9 protein-coding genes are annotated in these 14,815 nt (G+C 69.1%); 6 read left to right on the top strand and 3 right to left on the bottom strand.

What is annotated here, in order from left to right; all coding sequences use genetic code 11:
• Nucleotides 1-13: 13 nt before the first annotated feature.
• Nucleotides 14-8,698 (top strand): glycoside hydrolase family 94 protein, encoded by an 8,685-nt coding sequence (locus INQ40_RS11675; RefSeq protein WP_194340560.1) that lies wholly within the window; start codon nucleotides 14-16, stop codon nucleotides 8,696-8,698.
• Nucleotides 8,699-8,754: 56 nt separating this feature from the next.
• Here the strand turns inward: INQ40_RS11675 and INQ40_RS11670 are convergent, their stop codons facing one another.
• Nucleotides 8,755-9,561, bottom strand: coding sequence for a hypothetical protein (locus INQ40_RS11670; protein ID WP_193984753.1), 807 nt, complete (start codon nucleotides 9,559-9,561; stop codon nucleotides 8,755-8,757).
• A 124-nt stretch (nucleotides 9,562-9,685) separates the two neighbouring features.
• Here INQ40_RS11670 and INQ40_RS11665 point away from each other — a divergent pair, with 124 nt between their 5' ends.
• Both INQ40_RS11665 and INQ40_RS11660 read left to right on the top strand, forming a co-directional pair.
• A complete protein-coding gene (locus INQ40_RS11665; RefSeq protein ID WP_194340559.1) occupies nucleotides 9,686-10,444 on the top strand; it encodes an N-acetylmuramoyl-L-alanine amidase in 759 nt (252 codons plus the stop codon).
• A 181-nt stretch (nucleotides 10,445-10,625) separates the two neighbouring features.
• The gene (locus tag INQ40_RS11660) at nucleotides 10,626-11,039 is read left to right on the top strand and encodes a hypothetical protein (protein WP_194340558.1); all 414 of its coding nucleotides are present in this window, start codon (nucleotides 10,626-10,628) and stop codon (nucleotides 11,037-11,039) included.
• 134 nt (nucleotides 11,040-11,173) lie between these two features.
• On the opposite strand, the gene INQ40_RS11655 is transcribed toward INQ40_RS11660, so the two are convergent.
• Both INQ40_RS11655 and INQ40_RS11650 read right to left on the bottom strand, forming a co-directional pair.
• Nucleotides 11,174-12,340: a PQQ-dependent sugar dehydrogenase gene (locus INQ40_RS11655; RefSeq protein WP_194340557.1), complete on the bottom strand. Its 1,167-nt coding sequence runs from the start codon at nucleotides 12,338-12,340 to the stop codon at nucleotides 11,174-11,176.
• A gap of 61 nt (nucleotides 12,341-12,401) precedes the next feature.
• The gene (locus INQ40_RS11650) at nucleotides 12,402-12,878 is read right to left on the bottom strand and encodes a hypothetical protein (protein ID WP_193984746.1); all 477 of its coding nucleotides are present in this window, start codon (nucleotides 12,876-12,878) and stop codon (nucleotides 12,402-12,404) included.
• A 99-nt stretch (nucleotides 12,879-12,977) separates the two neighbouring features.
• Between INQ40_RS11650 and INQ40_RS11645 the strand changes: the two genes are divergently transcribed.
• The 3 genes from INQ40_RS11645 (at nucleotide 12,978) to INQ40_RS11635 (ending at nucleotide 14,805) form a co-directional block, all read left to right on the top strand.
• Nucleotides 12,978-13,709, top strand: coding sequence for an HAD family hydrolase (locus INQ40_RS11645; protein ID WP_228482019.1), 732 nt, complete (start codon nucleotides 12,978-12,980; stop codon nucleotides 13,707-13,709).
• A 128-nt stretch (nucleotides 13,710-13,837) separates the two neighbouring features.
• On the top strand, nucleotides 13,838-14,272 hold the full coding sequence (locus tag INQ40_RS11640; RefSeq protein WP_194340556.1) for a hypothetical protein: 435 nt from the start codon (nucleotides 13,838-13,840) through the stop codon (nucleotides 14,270-14,272).
• An 83-nt stretch (nucleotides 14,273-14,355) separates the two neighbouring features.
• The gene (locus INQ40_RS11635) at nucleotides 14,356-14,805 is read left to right on the top strand and encodes a hypothetical protein (RefSeq protein WP_194340555.1); all 450 of its coding nucleotides are present in this window, start codon (nucleotides 14,356-14,358) and stop codon (nucleotides 14,803-14,805) included.
• Nucleotides 14,806-14,815: the final 10 nt, after the last annotated feature.

Below are 14,815 nucleotides of genomic sequence, written 5' to 3'. Positions count from 1 at the left end.
GAAGCCCGCTCGCATGCCGCAATCCACGTTGCCGTCCGGCCGGAAGTCGGGCCTGCTGCGCAGACTCGCGCGCCGGCCCTCCCTGGCGCCGATCGCCGAGGAACTGCCGCTGCGCGATTCGCTGTTCAGTGCCCAGCGCATGGAAGAGCACGGTCGCCAACTGGCCGGCATGCACCAGTTGCAGTCGGCGCTGGAGCCCCATACCGAGTCACTGCTGGAGCGGCTGAGCGAGAACCAGCGCGTGCTGGACCACACCTGCACCATGCTGACCGCATCGGCGCAGGCCAACCGGCGCATCACCCCGGCCAGCGACTGGCTGCTGGACAACATCTACCTGGTCCAGGAGCAGGTCGCGATTGCGCGCCGGCATCTGCCGCGCGGCTACAGCCGCGAACTGCCGCGCCTGGCCAACGGACCCTCGGCCGGATTGCCCCGCGTCTACGACATCGCCCTGAACGCGATCTCGCACGGTGACGGCCGCCTGGAAATCGAAAGCCTGGGCCGCTTCGTGGCCGCCTACCAGGAAGTCGCGCCGCTGAAGCTGGGCGAGCTGTGGGCGATTCCGATCATGCTGCGCCTGGCGCTGATCGAGAACCTGCGCCGGGTCGGCCTGCGCATCGCCGCCGACCGCGTGCACATGGACCTGGCCGACATCTGGGCCGACCGCCTGATCACGGCCGCCGAGGAGCGGCCCAAGGACCTGGTGCTGGTGATCGCCGACATGGCGCGCAGCCAGCCGCCGATGACCCCGGCCTTCGTGGCCGAGCTGGTGCGCCAGATGCAGGGGCAGGGCACGGTGCTGGCGCTGGCGCTGACCTGGGTGGAGCAATGGCTGGCCGACGGCGGCACCGACGTGGAGCAGGTGGTGCATGCCGACGGGCAGACCCAGTCGATCGACCAGATGTCGGTCGGCAACAGCATCAGCAGCCTGCGCTTCCTGACCCTGGTGGACTGGAAAGAGTTCGTCGAATCCTCCAGCCTGGTCGATGCGGTGCTGCGGCAGGACCCGACGGCGACCTATTCGCGCATGGATTTCGCCACCCGCGATCGCTACCGCCACCTCACCGAGGAGATCGCGCGGCGCAACCGGCTGGAGGAGATCGCGGTCGCGGAAAAGGCGCTCGAGCTCGCCCGCCAAGGCGGAACGGAGGCCGGCGGCATCCGCCGCCACGTGGGTTTCTACCTCGCCGATGACGGCCGGGCAACGCTCGAGCACGCGCTGGGCGCGCGACCCACCCTGGAGGCATCGGTGCGCAAGACCGCACGCCGCGTGCCGCTGCTGGCGTACCTGCTGCCGATCATCCTGATCGTGGTGTTCTTCACCCAGGGACTGGTGGTGGAAGCGGCGCGCTTTACCGCCAGCGACGGCATGGTGCTGCTGGTCGGGCTGCTGGGCATGATCGCCTTCAGCGAGCTGGGCGTGGCCTGCGTGAACTGGGGCGCCACCCTGCTGGCCACCCCGCGCACCCTGCCGCGCATGGACTACTCCGACGGGATACCGGCCGAAGCGCGCACCGTGGTGACGGTGCCGACCATGCTCTCGAGCCTGGCCGCGGTGTCCGAGCTGGTGGAGGCGCTGGAAGTGCGCTTCCTGGCCAACCGCGATGCGCAACTTCGCTTTGTCCTGCTGACGGATTTCCTCGACGCGCCCGAGCAGGTGATGCCCGGCGACCAGGCCCTGCTGGACGCGGCGCGCACGCAGATCGCCGCGCTCAACGAGCGCTACGCCAACGGCCACGACCTGTTCTTCCTGTTCCACCGGCCGCGCGTGTGGAACCCGCGCGAAGGCGTGTGGATGGGCCACGAGCGCAAGCGCGGCAAGCTGTCGGCGCTGAACCGTGTCCTGCGCGGCGGCACCCGCGCCGCCTTCATGGAGATCACCGGTGACCTCGCCGCGCTGGAAGGCGTGCGCTATGTGATCACCCTGGACAGCGACACCGACCTGCCGCGCGATGCGGCCCGCAAGCTGGTGGGCACGCTGGCCCACCCCTTGAACCACCCGGTGTTCGACCTGGCGCGCGGCGTGGTGGTGCGCGGCTACGGCATCCTGCAGCCGCGCGTGGGCATCAACATGAGCGGGGAGGTCAGTTCCTGGTATGCCCGCCTGTTTGGCAGCGAGCCGGGCATCGATCCGTATACGCGCGCCGTGTCGGACGTCTACCAGGACCTGTTCAAGGAAGGGTCCTACGTCGGCAAGGGCATCTACGACGTGGATGCGTTCGAGCGCGCCCTGGAAGGGCGGATCCTGCCCAACCGCGTGCTCAGCCACGACCTGCTGGAAGGCTGTTACGCCCGCGCCGGCGTGGTCAGCGACGTCCAGCTCTACGAGCAGTACCCGTCGCGCTACGCGGTGGACGTCAAACGGCGGCAACGCTGGATCCGCGGCGACTGGCAGCTGCTGCCATGGCTGTTGCCGTGGGTGCAGCGCGCCGGCCGGCAATGGGAGCGCAACCCGCTGTCGATGCTGTCGCGCGGCAAGCTGGTGGACAACCTGCGCCGCAGTCTGGTTCCGTCGGCAATCGTGACCCTGTTGCTGATCGGCTGGTTCCAGGCCCGGCTGCCGCTGGCGTGGTCGCTGTGGGTGCTGTCGATCTACCTGATCCCGCCGCTGCTGGGCGCCATCGTCGACTTCGCCCGCCGCCCGCCCGACCTGTCGGTGCGTGCGCACCTGCGCCAGGCGGCGGCGTCCAGCCTGCGCAGTTTCGTGCAGGTGCCCTTGGCGGTGGCCTGCGTGGCGTACGAGGCGGCGTTCAGCCTGGCGGCCATCGCGACCACCCTGTGGCGCGTGCTGGTGTCGCGTCGCCACCTGCTGCAATGGAATCCGTCCAGCGAAGTGGCGCGCAGCCTGCCGGTGGGCGCGTGGGCGACCGTGCGCTCGATGTGGACTTCGCCGGCCGCGGCGCTGGTCGCCGGCGTGGCGCTGGTGCTGGTGCGCCCCGGCGCGCTCGTGGCGGCCACGCCCGTGCTGGCGGCGTGGTTCGTCTCGCCGTGGCTGATGTGGTGGCTGGGTTCGCCGCGCGCCGAGCCCGCGGCCGCGTTGACGCTGGACCAGTGGCGGTTCCTGCGGCGCCTGGCCCGGCGCACGTGGGCGTTCTTCGAGAGCCACGTCACCGCGCAGGACCACTGGCTGCCGCCCGACAACGTGCAGGAATACCCGAGCCATGTGGTCGCCCGGCGCACTTCGCCGACCAACATCGGCCTGTCCCTGCTGGCCGACCTGGCGGCCTGGGATTTCGGCTACGCGACCACGGCCACCCTGATGCAGCGCGTGGGCGCCACGCTGGCGACGATGCAGGCCCTGCCGCGCTATCGCGGCCACTTCTTCAACTGGTACGACACCCAGACCCTGCAGCCGCTGCCGCCACGCTACGTGTCCGCGGTCGACAGCGGCAACCTGTCCGGCCACCTGTTGACGCTGCGCCAGGGTTTGCTGGCGATGGTCGATGCGCCGGTCCACACCGCGCAGTCGTGGCAGGGCGTGGCCGACACCTTGGACGTGCTGCGCGAATCGCTGGGCGACGTTCCGGCCGTGACCGCGATCAGCGCCATGGCCGACGAACTGGACAGAGTCCTGCTGGAACCACCGGAAGAACTGGCCGCGGCTGCCGGTCTCGCCGATCGCCTGCAGGCCCACGCCGCCCAGGTGCGCCAGCATACTGCCGGCAGCGAGGCATCGGCCTACTGGGCGGCGGCGCTGGAGACGCAGTGCACGGCGCTTGCCTCCGAACTGGCGTGGATGGCAGGTGCTGCGCCCTTCCACGCTGCGCCCGGCGCGGCGCAGCCGTCGGCGATCCACGTCGCCGCTCCCATCCCCAGCCTGCGCGAACTGGCGAGCAGCGCGCAGCCGGCGGTCGCCGATCAGGCCAGCGACCGCATCAGCGAACTGGAGCGCCTGGCCCATATCGCCGGCCAGTGCGCGCAGGCCGAGTTCGGCTTCCTCTACGACCCGGCGCGGCGCCTGTTGGTGATCGGCTACAACGTCGACGAGCAGCGTGCCGACAACGGCTACTACGACCTGCTCGCCTCCGAGGCGCGGCTGGCCAGCTTCGTCGCCATCGCCCAGGGGCAGTTGCCTCAGGAGACCTGGTTCGCACTGGGCCGGCTGCTGACCGAGGTCGACGGGGATCCGACCCTGCTGTCGTGGAGCGGCTCGATGTTCGAGTACCTCATGCCGCAACTGGTCATGCCCAGCTACCGCGGCACCCTGCTGGACCAGACCGCACGCAACAGCGTGGAGCGGCAGATCGAATACGGGCGCCAGCGCGGCGTGCCTTGGGGCGTGTCGGAGTCGGGCTACCAGTTGTTCGATGCGCGCATGAACTACCAGTACCGGGCGTTCGGCGTGCCTGGGCTGGGGCTCAAGCGCGGCCTCGGCCATGACCTGGTCATCGCCCCCTACGCCAGCATGATGGCGCTGATGGTGGCGCCTCAGGCCGCGTGCGAGAACCTGCGCCTGCTTACCCGCCAGGGCTTTACCGGCCGCTTCGGCCTGTACGAGGCGATCGACTACACCCCGGCGCGGCTGCCGCCCGGCCAGGACCACGCGGTCGTGCAGTCGTTCATGGTCCACCACCAGGGCATGGGCCTGCTGGCGCTGGACTACCTGCTGCGCGACCAGCCGATGCAGCGCCGTTTCATGGCCGACCCCGAGCTGCAGGCGACCTTGCTGCTGTTGCAGGAACGCATCCCGCGCACCGGCATGCTGCACCTGCATTCGGCCGAGGCGGCCAGCGCCGGCAAGCGCTCCGAACAGGGCGAGACCCGGCTGCGGATCTTCCGCACCCCCAACATGGAGCTGCCGGCGATCCAGATGCTGTCCAACGGCGGCTACCACGTCATGGTGGGCTGCGCGGGCGGTGGCTACAGCCGCACCGACGACATCGCCGTGACCCGCTGGCGCGAGGACGCGGTGCGCGACCACTGGGGCAGCTTCTGTTACGTGCGCGATGTGGAGGACGGCGATTTCTGGTCGACCTCCTACCAGCCCAGCCTGGTGGCGGTGGATGCCTACGAGGCGATCTTCTCCGACGCCAAGGCCGAGTTCCGCGGCCGTAGGCGCGACTTCGAGATGCACACCGCGATCGCGGTCTCGCCCGAGGACGACATCGAACTGCGACGCCTGCGTATCGCCAACCGCGCCAGCACCACGCGCACGGTCGAGATCACCACCTACGCCGAAGTGGTGCTCGCGCCCGCCATGGCCGACGAGCTGCATCCGGCCTTCAGCAACCTGTTCGTGCAGACCGAACTGGAGCGCAGCCGCCAGGCGATCCTGTGCACCCGCCGCCGGCGCGAGCTGGACGAGACGCCGCCGTGGATGTTCCACCTGGTCGCGGTGCACGACGCGTCGGTGGACGCGATCTCCTACGAGACCGACCGCTCGCGCTTCATCGGCCGCGGCAACACGCTGCAGAATCCGGCCGCGCTGACCACCCCCGGCGACCTGTCGGGCAGCGAGGGCTCGGTGCTCGATCCGATCGTCGCGATCCGCTGCCGGATCACCCTGGAGCCGGGACAGGTGGCCAGCATCGACATGGTTTCCGGCGTCAGTGCCACCCGCGCGGACGCCAGCGCCATGATCGACAAGTACCGCGACCGAGGCCTGGCCGACCGGGTGTTCGACATGGCCTGGACGCACAGCCAGGTGGTGCGCAACCAGATCAACGCCACCCAGGTCCACGCCCAGCTCTACGAGCGCCTGGCCGGCCTGGTGCTCTACACCAGCCCCGCGCTGCGCGCCGACCCGGCCGTGCTGCGGCAGAACCGGCGTGGCCAGTCGGGCCTGTGGGGGCAGTCGATCTCCGGCGACCTGCCGATCGTGCTGGTGAAGATCGCCGACGTCGCCAACATCGAGCTGGTCCGCCAGCTGGCCCAGGCCCACGCCTACTGGCGCCTGAAAGGGCTGGTGGTCGACCTGGTGATCTGGAACGAGGACCAGGCCGGCTACCGCCAGCAGCTGCAGGACCAGGTGCTGGGCCTGATCGCCGCCGGTGCCGGCGCGCACCTGATCGACCGTCCCGGCGGCATTTTCGTGCGCCCCACCCAGCAGATGTCGCAGGAGGACCGCATCCTCATGCAGGCCGTGGCGCGTGTGGTGCTCAGCGACCAGCGCGGCACCCTGGCCGAGCAGCTGCAGGTAATCCCGCCGGCGCCTCCGCTCGCGCCGCTGCTGGGCCCGGCACCGGAGCAGTACGAGCTGATGCCGCGCCAGGTCACCGACGGTCCGGCCACCCGGGCGGGCTTCGATGCCTGGCCGTTTGATCCCGGCCCGCGCGAGCTGATCCTCGACAACGGGCTGGGCGGATTCTCCCCGGACGGGCGCGAGTACGTCATCGACCTGGCCGATGGCCAAACCACTCCGGCGCCGTGGTCCAACGTGATGGCCAACGCGCTGTTCGGCTGCGTGGTCAGCGAAAGCTCGCCGGGCTACACCTGGGCCGAGAACGCGCACGAGTTCCGGCTGACGCCCTGGCACAACGATCCGGTCAGCGACCCGGCCGGCGAGGCGTTCTACCTGCGCGACGAGGACACCGGCCACGTCTGGTCGCCCACGCCGCTGCCCTGCCGCGGCACCGGGCCGTATCGCACCCGCCACGGCTTCGGTTACAGCGTCTACGAGCACGAGGAAAACGGGATCATCAGCGAGCTGTGGGTCTACGTGGACCTGCACGACGCGGTGAAATTCAGCGTGCTGAAGCTGGTCAACCGCTCCGGCCGCCCGCGTCGCCTGAGCGCCACTGGCTACGTGGAGTGGATCCTGGGCGACCTGCACGGCAAGACCGGCATGCATGTGATCACCGAGATCGACGGCGACAGCGGCGTGCTTACCGCGCGCAACGCCTACAACACCGAGTTCGAGGGTCGCGTCGCGTTTTTCGACACCGACGCCGGCGGCGACGAGCGCAGCATCACCGGCGACCGCCTGGAGTTCATCGGCCGCAACGGCACGTTGCAGGCACCGGCCGGCCTCACCCGCGAGCACCTCTCCGGCCAGATCGGCGCCGGGCTGGATCCGGTGGCCGCGATCCAGGTGCCGATCACATTGGAGCCAGGCGAGCGCAGGGAAACCGTGTTCCGGCTGGGGATGGGCAAGGACTGGGGCGAGTGCGTGGCCGTCGCCCGCCGCCATCGCGGCAGCGGGGCGGCCCACGATGCGCTCGACCGGGTCCGCATGTACTGGCTGCAGACCCTGGGCGCGATCCAGGTCGACACCCCCGAGCCGGCCTTCAACGTGCTCGCCAACGGCTGGCTGATGTACCAGACCATCGCCTGCCGCTTCCTGGCGCGCAGTGGCTACTACCAGTCCGGCGGCGCCTACGGATTCCGCGACCAGCTGCAGGACTCCATGGCGATGGTGCATGCCGAGCCGGCGCTGGTGCGCGGTCACCTGCTGCGCAGCGCCGCGCACCAGTTTCCCGAGGGCGACGTGCTGCACTGGTGGCATCCGCCGCAGGACCGCGGGGTCCGCACGCGCTGCTCGGACGACTACCTGTGGCTGCCGCTGGCGGTCTGCCGCTACGTGGAGGCCACCGGCGACCGCGACGTGCTTGACGAGCCGGTCAACTACATCGAAGGCCGGCCGGTGGGTCCAGACGAGGAGTCCTACTTCGACCTGCCGCTGCGCTCGACCCTGCGCCAGAGCCTGTACCAGCATTGCGTGCGGTCCATCCGCCGGGGCCTGGAGCTGACCGGCGAGCGCGGCCTGCCACTGATCGCCACCGGCGACTGGAACGACGGCATGAACCGGGTCGGCGAGCAGGGCCGCGGCGAGAGCGTCTGGCTCGGGTTTTTCCTCTACGACGTCCTCCAGCGCTTCGCCCCGCTGGCCGAGGCCCACCACGACCACCGCTTTGCCACCCATTGCCTGCAGGCCGCCGATACGCTGCAGCAGAACCTGGAGAAGCACGCCTGGGATGGCGAGTGGTACCGGCGCGCCTGGTTCGACAACGGTGCGCCGGTGGGCTCCAGGGACAGCGACGAATGCCGGATCGACTCCATCTCGCAGAGCTGGGCGGTGCTGTCGGGGGCGGGGGCGCCGGAGCGCACCACCCAGGCGATGGCCTCGCTGGACAAGCACCTGGTGCGCGAGGAGGCCGGCCTGATCCAGCTGCTGGACCCGCCCTTCGACAAGACGGCGCAGGACCCGGGGTATATCCGCGGCTACGTGCCCGGCGTCCGCGAGAACGGTGGCCAGTACACCCATTCGGCCGTCTGGGCGACGATGGCCTTCGCCCGCAGCGGCCACACCGAGCGCGCGTGGGAACTGATGCGCATGATCAACCCGGTCAACCACGGCGCCGCGCAGTCACTGCAGACCTACAAGGTCGAGCCCTACGTGATGGCCGCCGACGTCTACGCCGTCGCCCCGCATGTCGGTCGCGGCGGCTGGACCTGGTACACCGGCTCGTCGGGCTGGATGTACCGGCTGATGGTCGAGTCGCTGCTGGGGATCCACCGCGAAGGCGGCCGCCTGCACCTGGCCCCGACCCTGCCGGCCGATTGGCCGGGCTTCCGGATGCGCTACCGCTACGGCGACGCCGAATACCGCATCGAGGTGGCGCGCGCCGACGAAGGCGGCGCCACGCGGCTGCTACTGGAGGGCGTGGAACAGCCGGAGATGTCCATTCCGCTGCTGGATGACCAGATCCCGCGAGAGGTCCGCATAGTGCTGGCAGATGGCCCTGGTGTTGCCCCGTAGACAGAAGAACGCCCGCAGCAATGCGGGCGTTCCATTGGGCCGGGGTTGGCAGTGGTTCAGAACGCCAAGGTGATACCCGCGATCGGTCCCTTGAACTCCTGCTCCAGGCCGAGCATGCCGTCGCTGCCACGCTTGTCGACGTCCAGCTTGAACCAGTCATAGCCGGCGTGGATGCCAAAGCGCGGGGTGAAGCGATATTCGACCAGCGCATTGGCCCGGCTCAGGTCGCCGCGGTAGTCACCGAAGCTGCCCCAGGACGCGTTCAGATACTGGCCCTGGGCGACCACTCGCCATGCATCGGCAGGCGCCCAGGTAAAGCGCGTACCGATGACCGGCGCGAAGCCGTCTGAGCTCTCGCGCTCGCGGTAGCTTTCGTCACCCGCCTCGGCGTACACCTTGGCTTCGAGCTTGGCGTACTCCGCACCCAATTGGAGTCCCCAGCTGAAAGTCTCGGTCTCGGCCACCGCGAAGTCGTAGACAACGCTTGCGACTTCAAAATCCACCTCGCCCTTGGCGAAGCTGCCGGCGGGAATGAGGCTGCCGTCGTAGACCACGTCCTCGTCGAGCGTGATCCGGCGATCCTTCTCGTAATTGAAGTAGTTGAACAGCAGGCGGTTGCGCTCGCTGAACCGAAACTGGCCTTCCAGGCGGGGCACGGTTTCCTTGCCGCCAAAATCGAAGTCCTCGCTGAAGCCGATCGAATCGCCGGCAAAACCGGTACGGCCGCGCAACGTGCTCTGGGCATCGGCGTTCATAGCGCCAATACGCAAGGTGAAACGGTCGTCATCGATCGCGTGGGCGGGCAGGGCGAGGGCGACGCCAGAGGCGAGCAGCAGCAGTTGCAGCGGGAAACTCTTTGACATGGTGCTGGTCCGTGGGGAGGGGGCCGTCATGAGAACCGAACCCCGGTCGCGCGGACGTGAATAAGCCGCGGTGCCCGCACTTGGCTTACCGTAGTGCGTTCCGCCGCGTCTGTTTCCGATACCGATGAAATCCGTGCGACTTCTTGCCGTTCTGCTTGGCCTGCTGGTGATCAGCGCCTGTGCCACCGCGCCGCCACGCAATCCGTTGGCGGACTGGCACGCGTCCCCCAATCACGAGCCGCGGCGTGCGCGCATGGTCGTGATCCACCACACCGCGATGCGCAGCGCCGAGGGCGCCCTGCTGGTGCTGCAGACGCGCAACTCCGGTGGCCGTGTCAGCTCGCACTACCTGATCGGTGAGGACGGCCGCCGCTACCAACTGGTCGCCGAACAGGAGCGCGCCTGGCACGCCGGGTCCAGCCGCTGGGCCGGCATGGACGACATCAACTCGATCTCCATCGGCATCGAGCTCGACAACGATGGCAGCGAGCCCTTCAGCGATGCGCAGATCGGGTCGCTGCTGGAGTTGCTGGCCGACCTGACCGACCGCCTGGGCATCCAGCCGCACCTGGTCGTGGGCCATGGCGATGTCGCACCGACCAAGAAAGACGATCCCAGCGTGCACTTTCCCTGGCAGCGCCTGGCCCTAGCCGGTTATGGCTTGTGGCCGCGCGACGCACTTGGTCCGGTGCCGGCGGGCTTCGATGCGTGGGCGGCGTTGCGCCTGGTGGGCTACGACCTGCGCGACCCGCGAGCGGCGCTGGCGGCATTCCATCGCCATTTCCGTGGCCGCGAGGACCGCGAGTGGCTTGAAGGGGATGCCGCGATCCTCCATGACCTGCAGCTCCAGTTGATGGAGCTGCCGCAAGCGACGGCGGAGTAGTTCCATCCGCGCGGCGATATGTCGCAACGCAACAACCGGCGCACTGCAGGGCGCCCTGAACAGGCCGATTCGTGAAGCCCGCGTCGCGAGCCGGTGAGGGTCACGTCAAGGCCGGCCCGGCTCATGGGCGGTACAGCAAAACCGGCGAACCCTCGACCCACACACCACAGGAGATCCGCCGATGAAAACCTCCCGAGTTGATCGATCCGTCCTGCCCGCGCGCGCGGCCGGTCTGGCGTGCCTGGGCCTGTTCGCCGCCGGCATCGCCATTGCCGTGCCGGCCTTCGCCCAGGACCAGAGCTCCACCGCGCTGGACAAGGTGGAGCAGGAGATAGCGCCGCCGCCGGTGATCAGCGACAGCGACAAGACCCTGCAATCGCCCCCGTCCGAGGTGCGCGACGACTTCCAATGGAATGAGCTGGACACCGACGGCGACGGCCGGATCAGCCGCAGCGAAGGCAGCGTCAATCCCGATCTCGACAGCAACTTCGAGATGACCGACACCAACGGCGATGGCTACATCACCCAGGCCGAGCGTGAGGCCCATGACCGGAGCCACGCCGTCGAGCCGGAAGAGACGGACAATCAGGACTGAGTGACAACCACCGGTGGCCGTGCAGGTCGCGGTCGCCGGCGGTGTTTCAGCGCACCCCCGCGCCGCGCCAGTTGATCACGCGCGGGATTTTACGGCGGTGTTCTACGCGTGGGTTCCAAGCAACCGTCCTGCGGTCACTCGGCCGCGGGCGGCGGTGAGAGGCGCAGCAGGCGTCCGCGCCGCCCGTCCTCGAGCAAATAGAGGTCGCCGTCCGGCCCCTGGGCCACCGCCCGGATGCGCTCGCCGATGTCGAAGCGTTCCGCCTCGCGCGTGTTGTCGCCGTCAAACGCGATGCGCACCAGCGACTGGGATGACAAGCCGGAGGCGAATGCACTTCCGGCCCACGCGGGGAAGCGCTCACCGTTGTAGAAGATCAGGCTGCTGGGCGAGATCACCGGGGTCCAGCTGATGGCGGGCGCCCGGAACTGCGGCTGGGTGTCGTGGTCGGGAATCGGTCGACCGTCATAGTGGTCGCCATTGGAAACGATCGGGTAGCCGTAGTTGGCGCCGCGCTCGATCCGGTTGAGCTCATCGCCGCCCTTGGGTCCCATCTCGATTTCCCACAGCTCGCCCTGGGCATTGAACGCCAGCCCGAGCGGGTTGCGATGGCCCAGCGACCACACCTGTGCGGCCACCGGGCCCTCATCGACGAAGGGGTTGTCGGCCGGCACCGTGCCGTCCTCGTTGAGGCGCAGGATCTTGCCCAGGTTGGACGCCATGTCCTGCGCGGGGTCGAACTTCTGGCGTTCGCCGGAGCTGATCCACAGATAGCCGTCCGGCCCGAAGGCGATCCGGTGGCCGTAGTGGCCATCGCCCTGGACCTTGGGAACCTGACGCCAGATCACCTCCAGCCCGGTCAGCTTGCCGCCGCCCTTGCCGTCGACGGTCAGGCGTGCGCGCGCCACCGCGGCGCCGCGGGTATCGCGCTCGCCTGCTTCCGCGTAGCTCAGGTACACCAGCTGGTTGCGGCTGAAGTCCGGATGCAGGACCACGTCGCCCAGGCCGCCCTGGCCGCCGTAGGCAACCTCCGGCAGGCCGGTGATGTCGGCGGAGGTACCGTCCAGGCCGATCAGCTTCAGCTCCCCGCGCTTCTGGGTGACCAGCAGGTGCCGGCCGTCGGGCAGGAAACTCATCGCCCAGGGCTCGTCGAAGCGGGTGATCTCATTGACCACAAACGGCCGCTGGTCGGCGGGGTGCTGCGGCGCGCTGTCGGCGGCGGGCGGCGCCGAAGGGGTGCCATTGCCCGGGCTGCAGGCGACGAGCAGCCCCAGCGCAAGCAGGGTGGGGAGGGAGTGACGCATGGTGGACCTCGGCTGGGACGACGCGGCGGTGATCAAGAGGCGATGATCAAGAGGCGGTGATCTAGAACGGTAGCCGTTCGCCGCCCGCATTGACAATGCCGCGCGTCGCGGCCTCCAGCGTTTCCGGATCGCCGTCGATGACAACCAGGATCTCGCCGGCCTCGATGCGATCCTCGAACTTCTGCCGCACCGGGTCGGGCATGGCCGAACCGAACAGCGCCGCCGCCCAGCCCCCGGCTGCGGCACCGACGAGCGTGGCCGCGGCGGCTCCGGCCAGGGTGATCCCCAGCGGCGGGATGGCGACCGCCGCCAGGCCCGCCAGCAACCCGGCGCCGGCGCCCAGGCCGACCCCGCGGGCCGCCGCGGGCAGCATGTCGGTCTCCGCTTCCTTTCGCTGGTCGGGGATCTGGCCCAGCTCGATGTCCGACCGGGCGACGAGCAGGATCCTGTCGTCCTCGACCCCGGCGGCGCGTGCGGCAGCCATCGCTTCGGCGGCGGCGCTGATGTCGGGCGTGCTGAACACGTAGCGTGCAGTCATGGCGGCTCCCGGTCGTCGGCGGAGATCCGAGCGTGGAACCGACGCGGTTAGGCGTGCGTGACGGGTCAGGCGGGCGCGCGAGGCGGGCATAATCGCGCCATGGCTAAAACGATCGGCATGGTCGGCTTCGATGCCGATGACACCCTGTGGCGCAGTCAGGACTACTTTGACGCGGCCCAGGAGGAATTCGAGCGCATCCTGGGAGCCTGGACGGACCTGGAGCGCAGCGGCGCCCGCGACCGCCTGTACCAGGTCGAGAGCGGCAACATCGGCGTGTTCGGCTACGGCGTCAAAGGCATGGTGCTGTCGATGCTGGAGGCCGCCATCGAGCTTTCCGAGGCGCGCATCAGTGCGGCCGACCTGGAGCGCATCCTCGGCCTGGGCAAGGAGCTGCTGCGCCACCCGGTCGAGCTGTTGCCCGGGATCGCCGAGGCGGTCGAGGCGATCGCCAGCGAGCACCCGGTGGTGATGATCACCAAGGGCGACCTGTTCCACCAGGAGGCCAAGGTCCGTGACTGCGGCATGGCCGACCTGTTCGGCCGCATCGAGATCGTCAGCGAGAAGGACCCGGCAACCTACCGCCGGCTGCTCGACGAGTTCGGGCTGCCCGCGTCCCGGTTCCTGATGATCGGCAACTCGCTGCGCTCCGACGTGCTTCCGGTGCTTGAGCTGGGCGGCTGGGGCATCCATGTGCCCTACCACTCGACCTGGGTGCATGAACGCGCCGCGCCGGTGGCAGAGGGAAAGCGGCGCTTCCGTCAGGTCAACGACGCCGCCGAGCTGCCGGCGGCCGTGGCCGAGGTGGTCGCGGCCGCCCGGCAGGCGGATTAGCACCGCCTTCCGACGGGCATTTCTGAACGGCGATTCCGCGGCGTGAGGGATGTTGGAAATCCGTTCAGTAACGGGCCGGCATGGTCGGAACAGGGCCGGAACGCCGGCGTAACCAAGGAGTAGCCCACATGTCGCATCTTTCCCGCTGGCTCGCCCCGCTAGTGCTCGCAGCCGGTTTCGGCACCATGGCGCTGGCACCGACCGCCGCGCGCGCGGACAGTGGCGATGACCTGGTGCGCGTGCTCGTCGACGTGGCCGATGTGGTGCTGCGAGGCGACCAGCCGTACTACCGCAATGGCAACTACGGTTACAACGACCGCCTGATCCTGGTCCGCGATGATCGCGGCAACCGGCGCTACTACCGCAACGTTCCACGCCGCGCCTACGTCAACAATTACGGTCGTTCGAACTATGGCAGCTCGTCGCGCTACCGCGGCCACGGCGACCGCGAAGTGAAGTGCAACAAGCATGGCAAGTGCAAGGTCAAGACCCAGACCACGTACTACGATCCGCGCTACGACCGCGACCGTCGCGGCAAGCGCCACCACCGCTGGGACGACTGAGCCTGCCGGGCGCCGCCGGGCCTCACCTCCCGGCAATGCGTGCATCCATTAGTCTGGCGGCATCCCCCTTCAGGAGATCGGTCATGCCCCGTCCACAACCTCACACCCGTCTGGCCCCGCTGCTTTTCGCCACCCTGCTGGCCGCTGCAACGTTCCCGGCCGCGGCCGCAGGCAACGCCGATTGCGAGCTGCGCTTCAACCTGTCCGGCTGGTCGGCGTTCTACAAGACCGGCTCAGGCACCGGCACGGTGACCTGCGACAGCGGTGCGTCGATGGCGGTGAAGATCCGCACCAAGGGTGGCGGCATCACCTTTGGCAAGACGCGCATCACCGATGGGCGCGGCGAATTTTCCGGCATCAGCAACATCAATGACGTGCTCGGCACCTACGTGACGGCCGAGGCCCACGCCGGTGCCGGTAAATCCGCCAAGGCGCAGGTCATGACCAAGGGCGATGTATCCTTGGCACTGGCCGGCAAGGGGGAGGGTTGGGACCTGGGCGTGGCCTTTGGCAAGTTCGTGATTTCGCGCTGATCAGGTCCGT

It is taken from the genome of Lysobacter sp. H21R4, assembly GCF_015277535.1.
Lineage (GTDB): Bacteria > Pseudomonadota > Gammaproteobacteria > Xanthomonadales > Xanthomonadaceae > Novilysobacter > Novilysobacter ciconiae.
Note: the sequence above shows the minus strand (reverse complement) of the source record. Positions and strands in the feature narration are given on the sequence as shown.

Bases quoted from the DNA above. Each gene is read 5' to 3' on its own strand.
- INQ40_RS11675 (WP_194340560.1), top strand. From the start codon at position 14: ATGCCGCAATCCACGTTGCCGTCCGGCCGGAAGTCGGGCCTGCTGCGC.
- INQ40_RS11670 (WP_193984753.1), bottom strand. From the start codon at position 9,561: ATGTCAAAGAGTTTCCCGCTGCAACTGCTGCTGCTCGCCTCTGGCGTC.
- INQ40_RS11665 (WP_194340559.1), top strand. From the start codon at position 9,686: ATGAAATCCGTGCGACTTCTTGCCGTTCTGCTTGGCCTGCTGGTGATC.
- INQ40_RS11660 (WP_194340558.1), top strand. From the start codon at position 10,626: ATGAAAACCTCCCGAGTTGATCGATCCGTCCTGCCCGCGCGCGCGGCC.
- INQ40_RS11655 (WP_194340557.1), bottom strand. From the start codon at position 12,340: ATGCGTCACTCCCTCCCCACCCTGCTTGCGCTGGGGCTGCTCGTCGCC.
- INQ40_RS11650 (WP_193984746.1), bottom strand. From the start codon at position 12,878: ATGACTGCACGCTACGTGTTCAGCACGCCCGACATCAGCGCCGCCGCC.
- INQ40_RS11645 (WP_228482019.1), top strand. From the start codon at position 12,978: ATGGCTAAAACGATCGGCATGGTCGGCTTCGATGCCGATGACACCCTG.
- INQ40_RS11640 (WP_194340556.1), top strand. From the start codon at position 13,838: ATGTCGCATCTTTCCCGCTGGCTCGCCCCGCTAGTGCTCGCAGCCGGT.
- INQ40_RS11635 (WP_194340555.1), top strand. From the start codon at position 14,356: ATGCCCCGTCCACAACCTCACACCCGTCTGGCCCCGCTGCTTTTCGCC.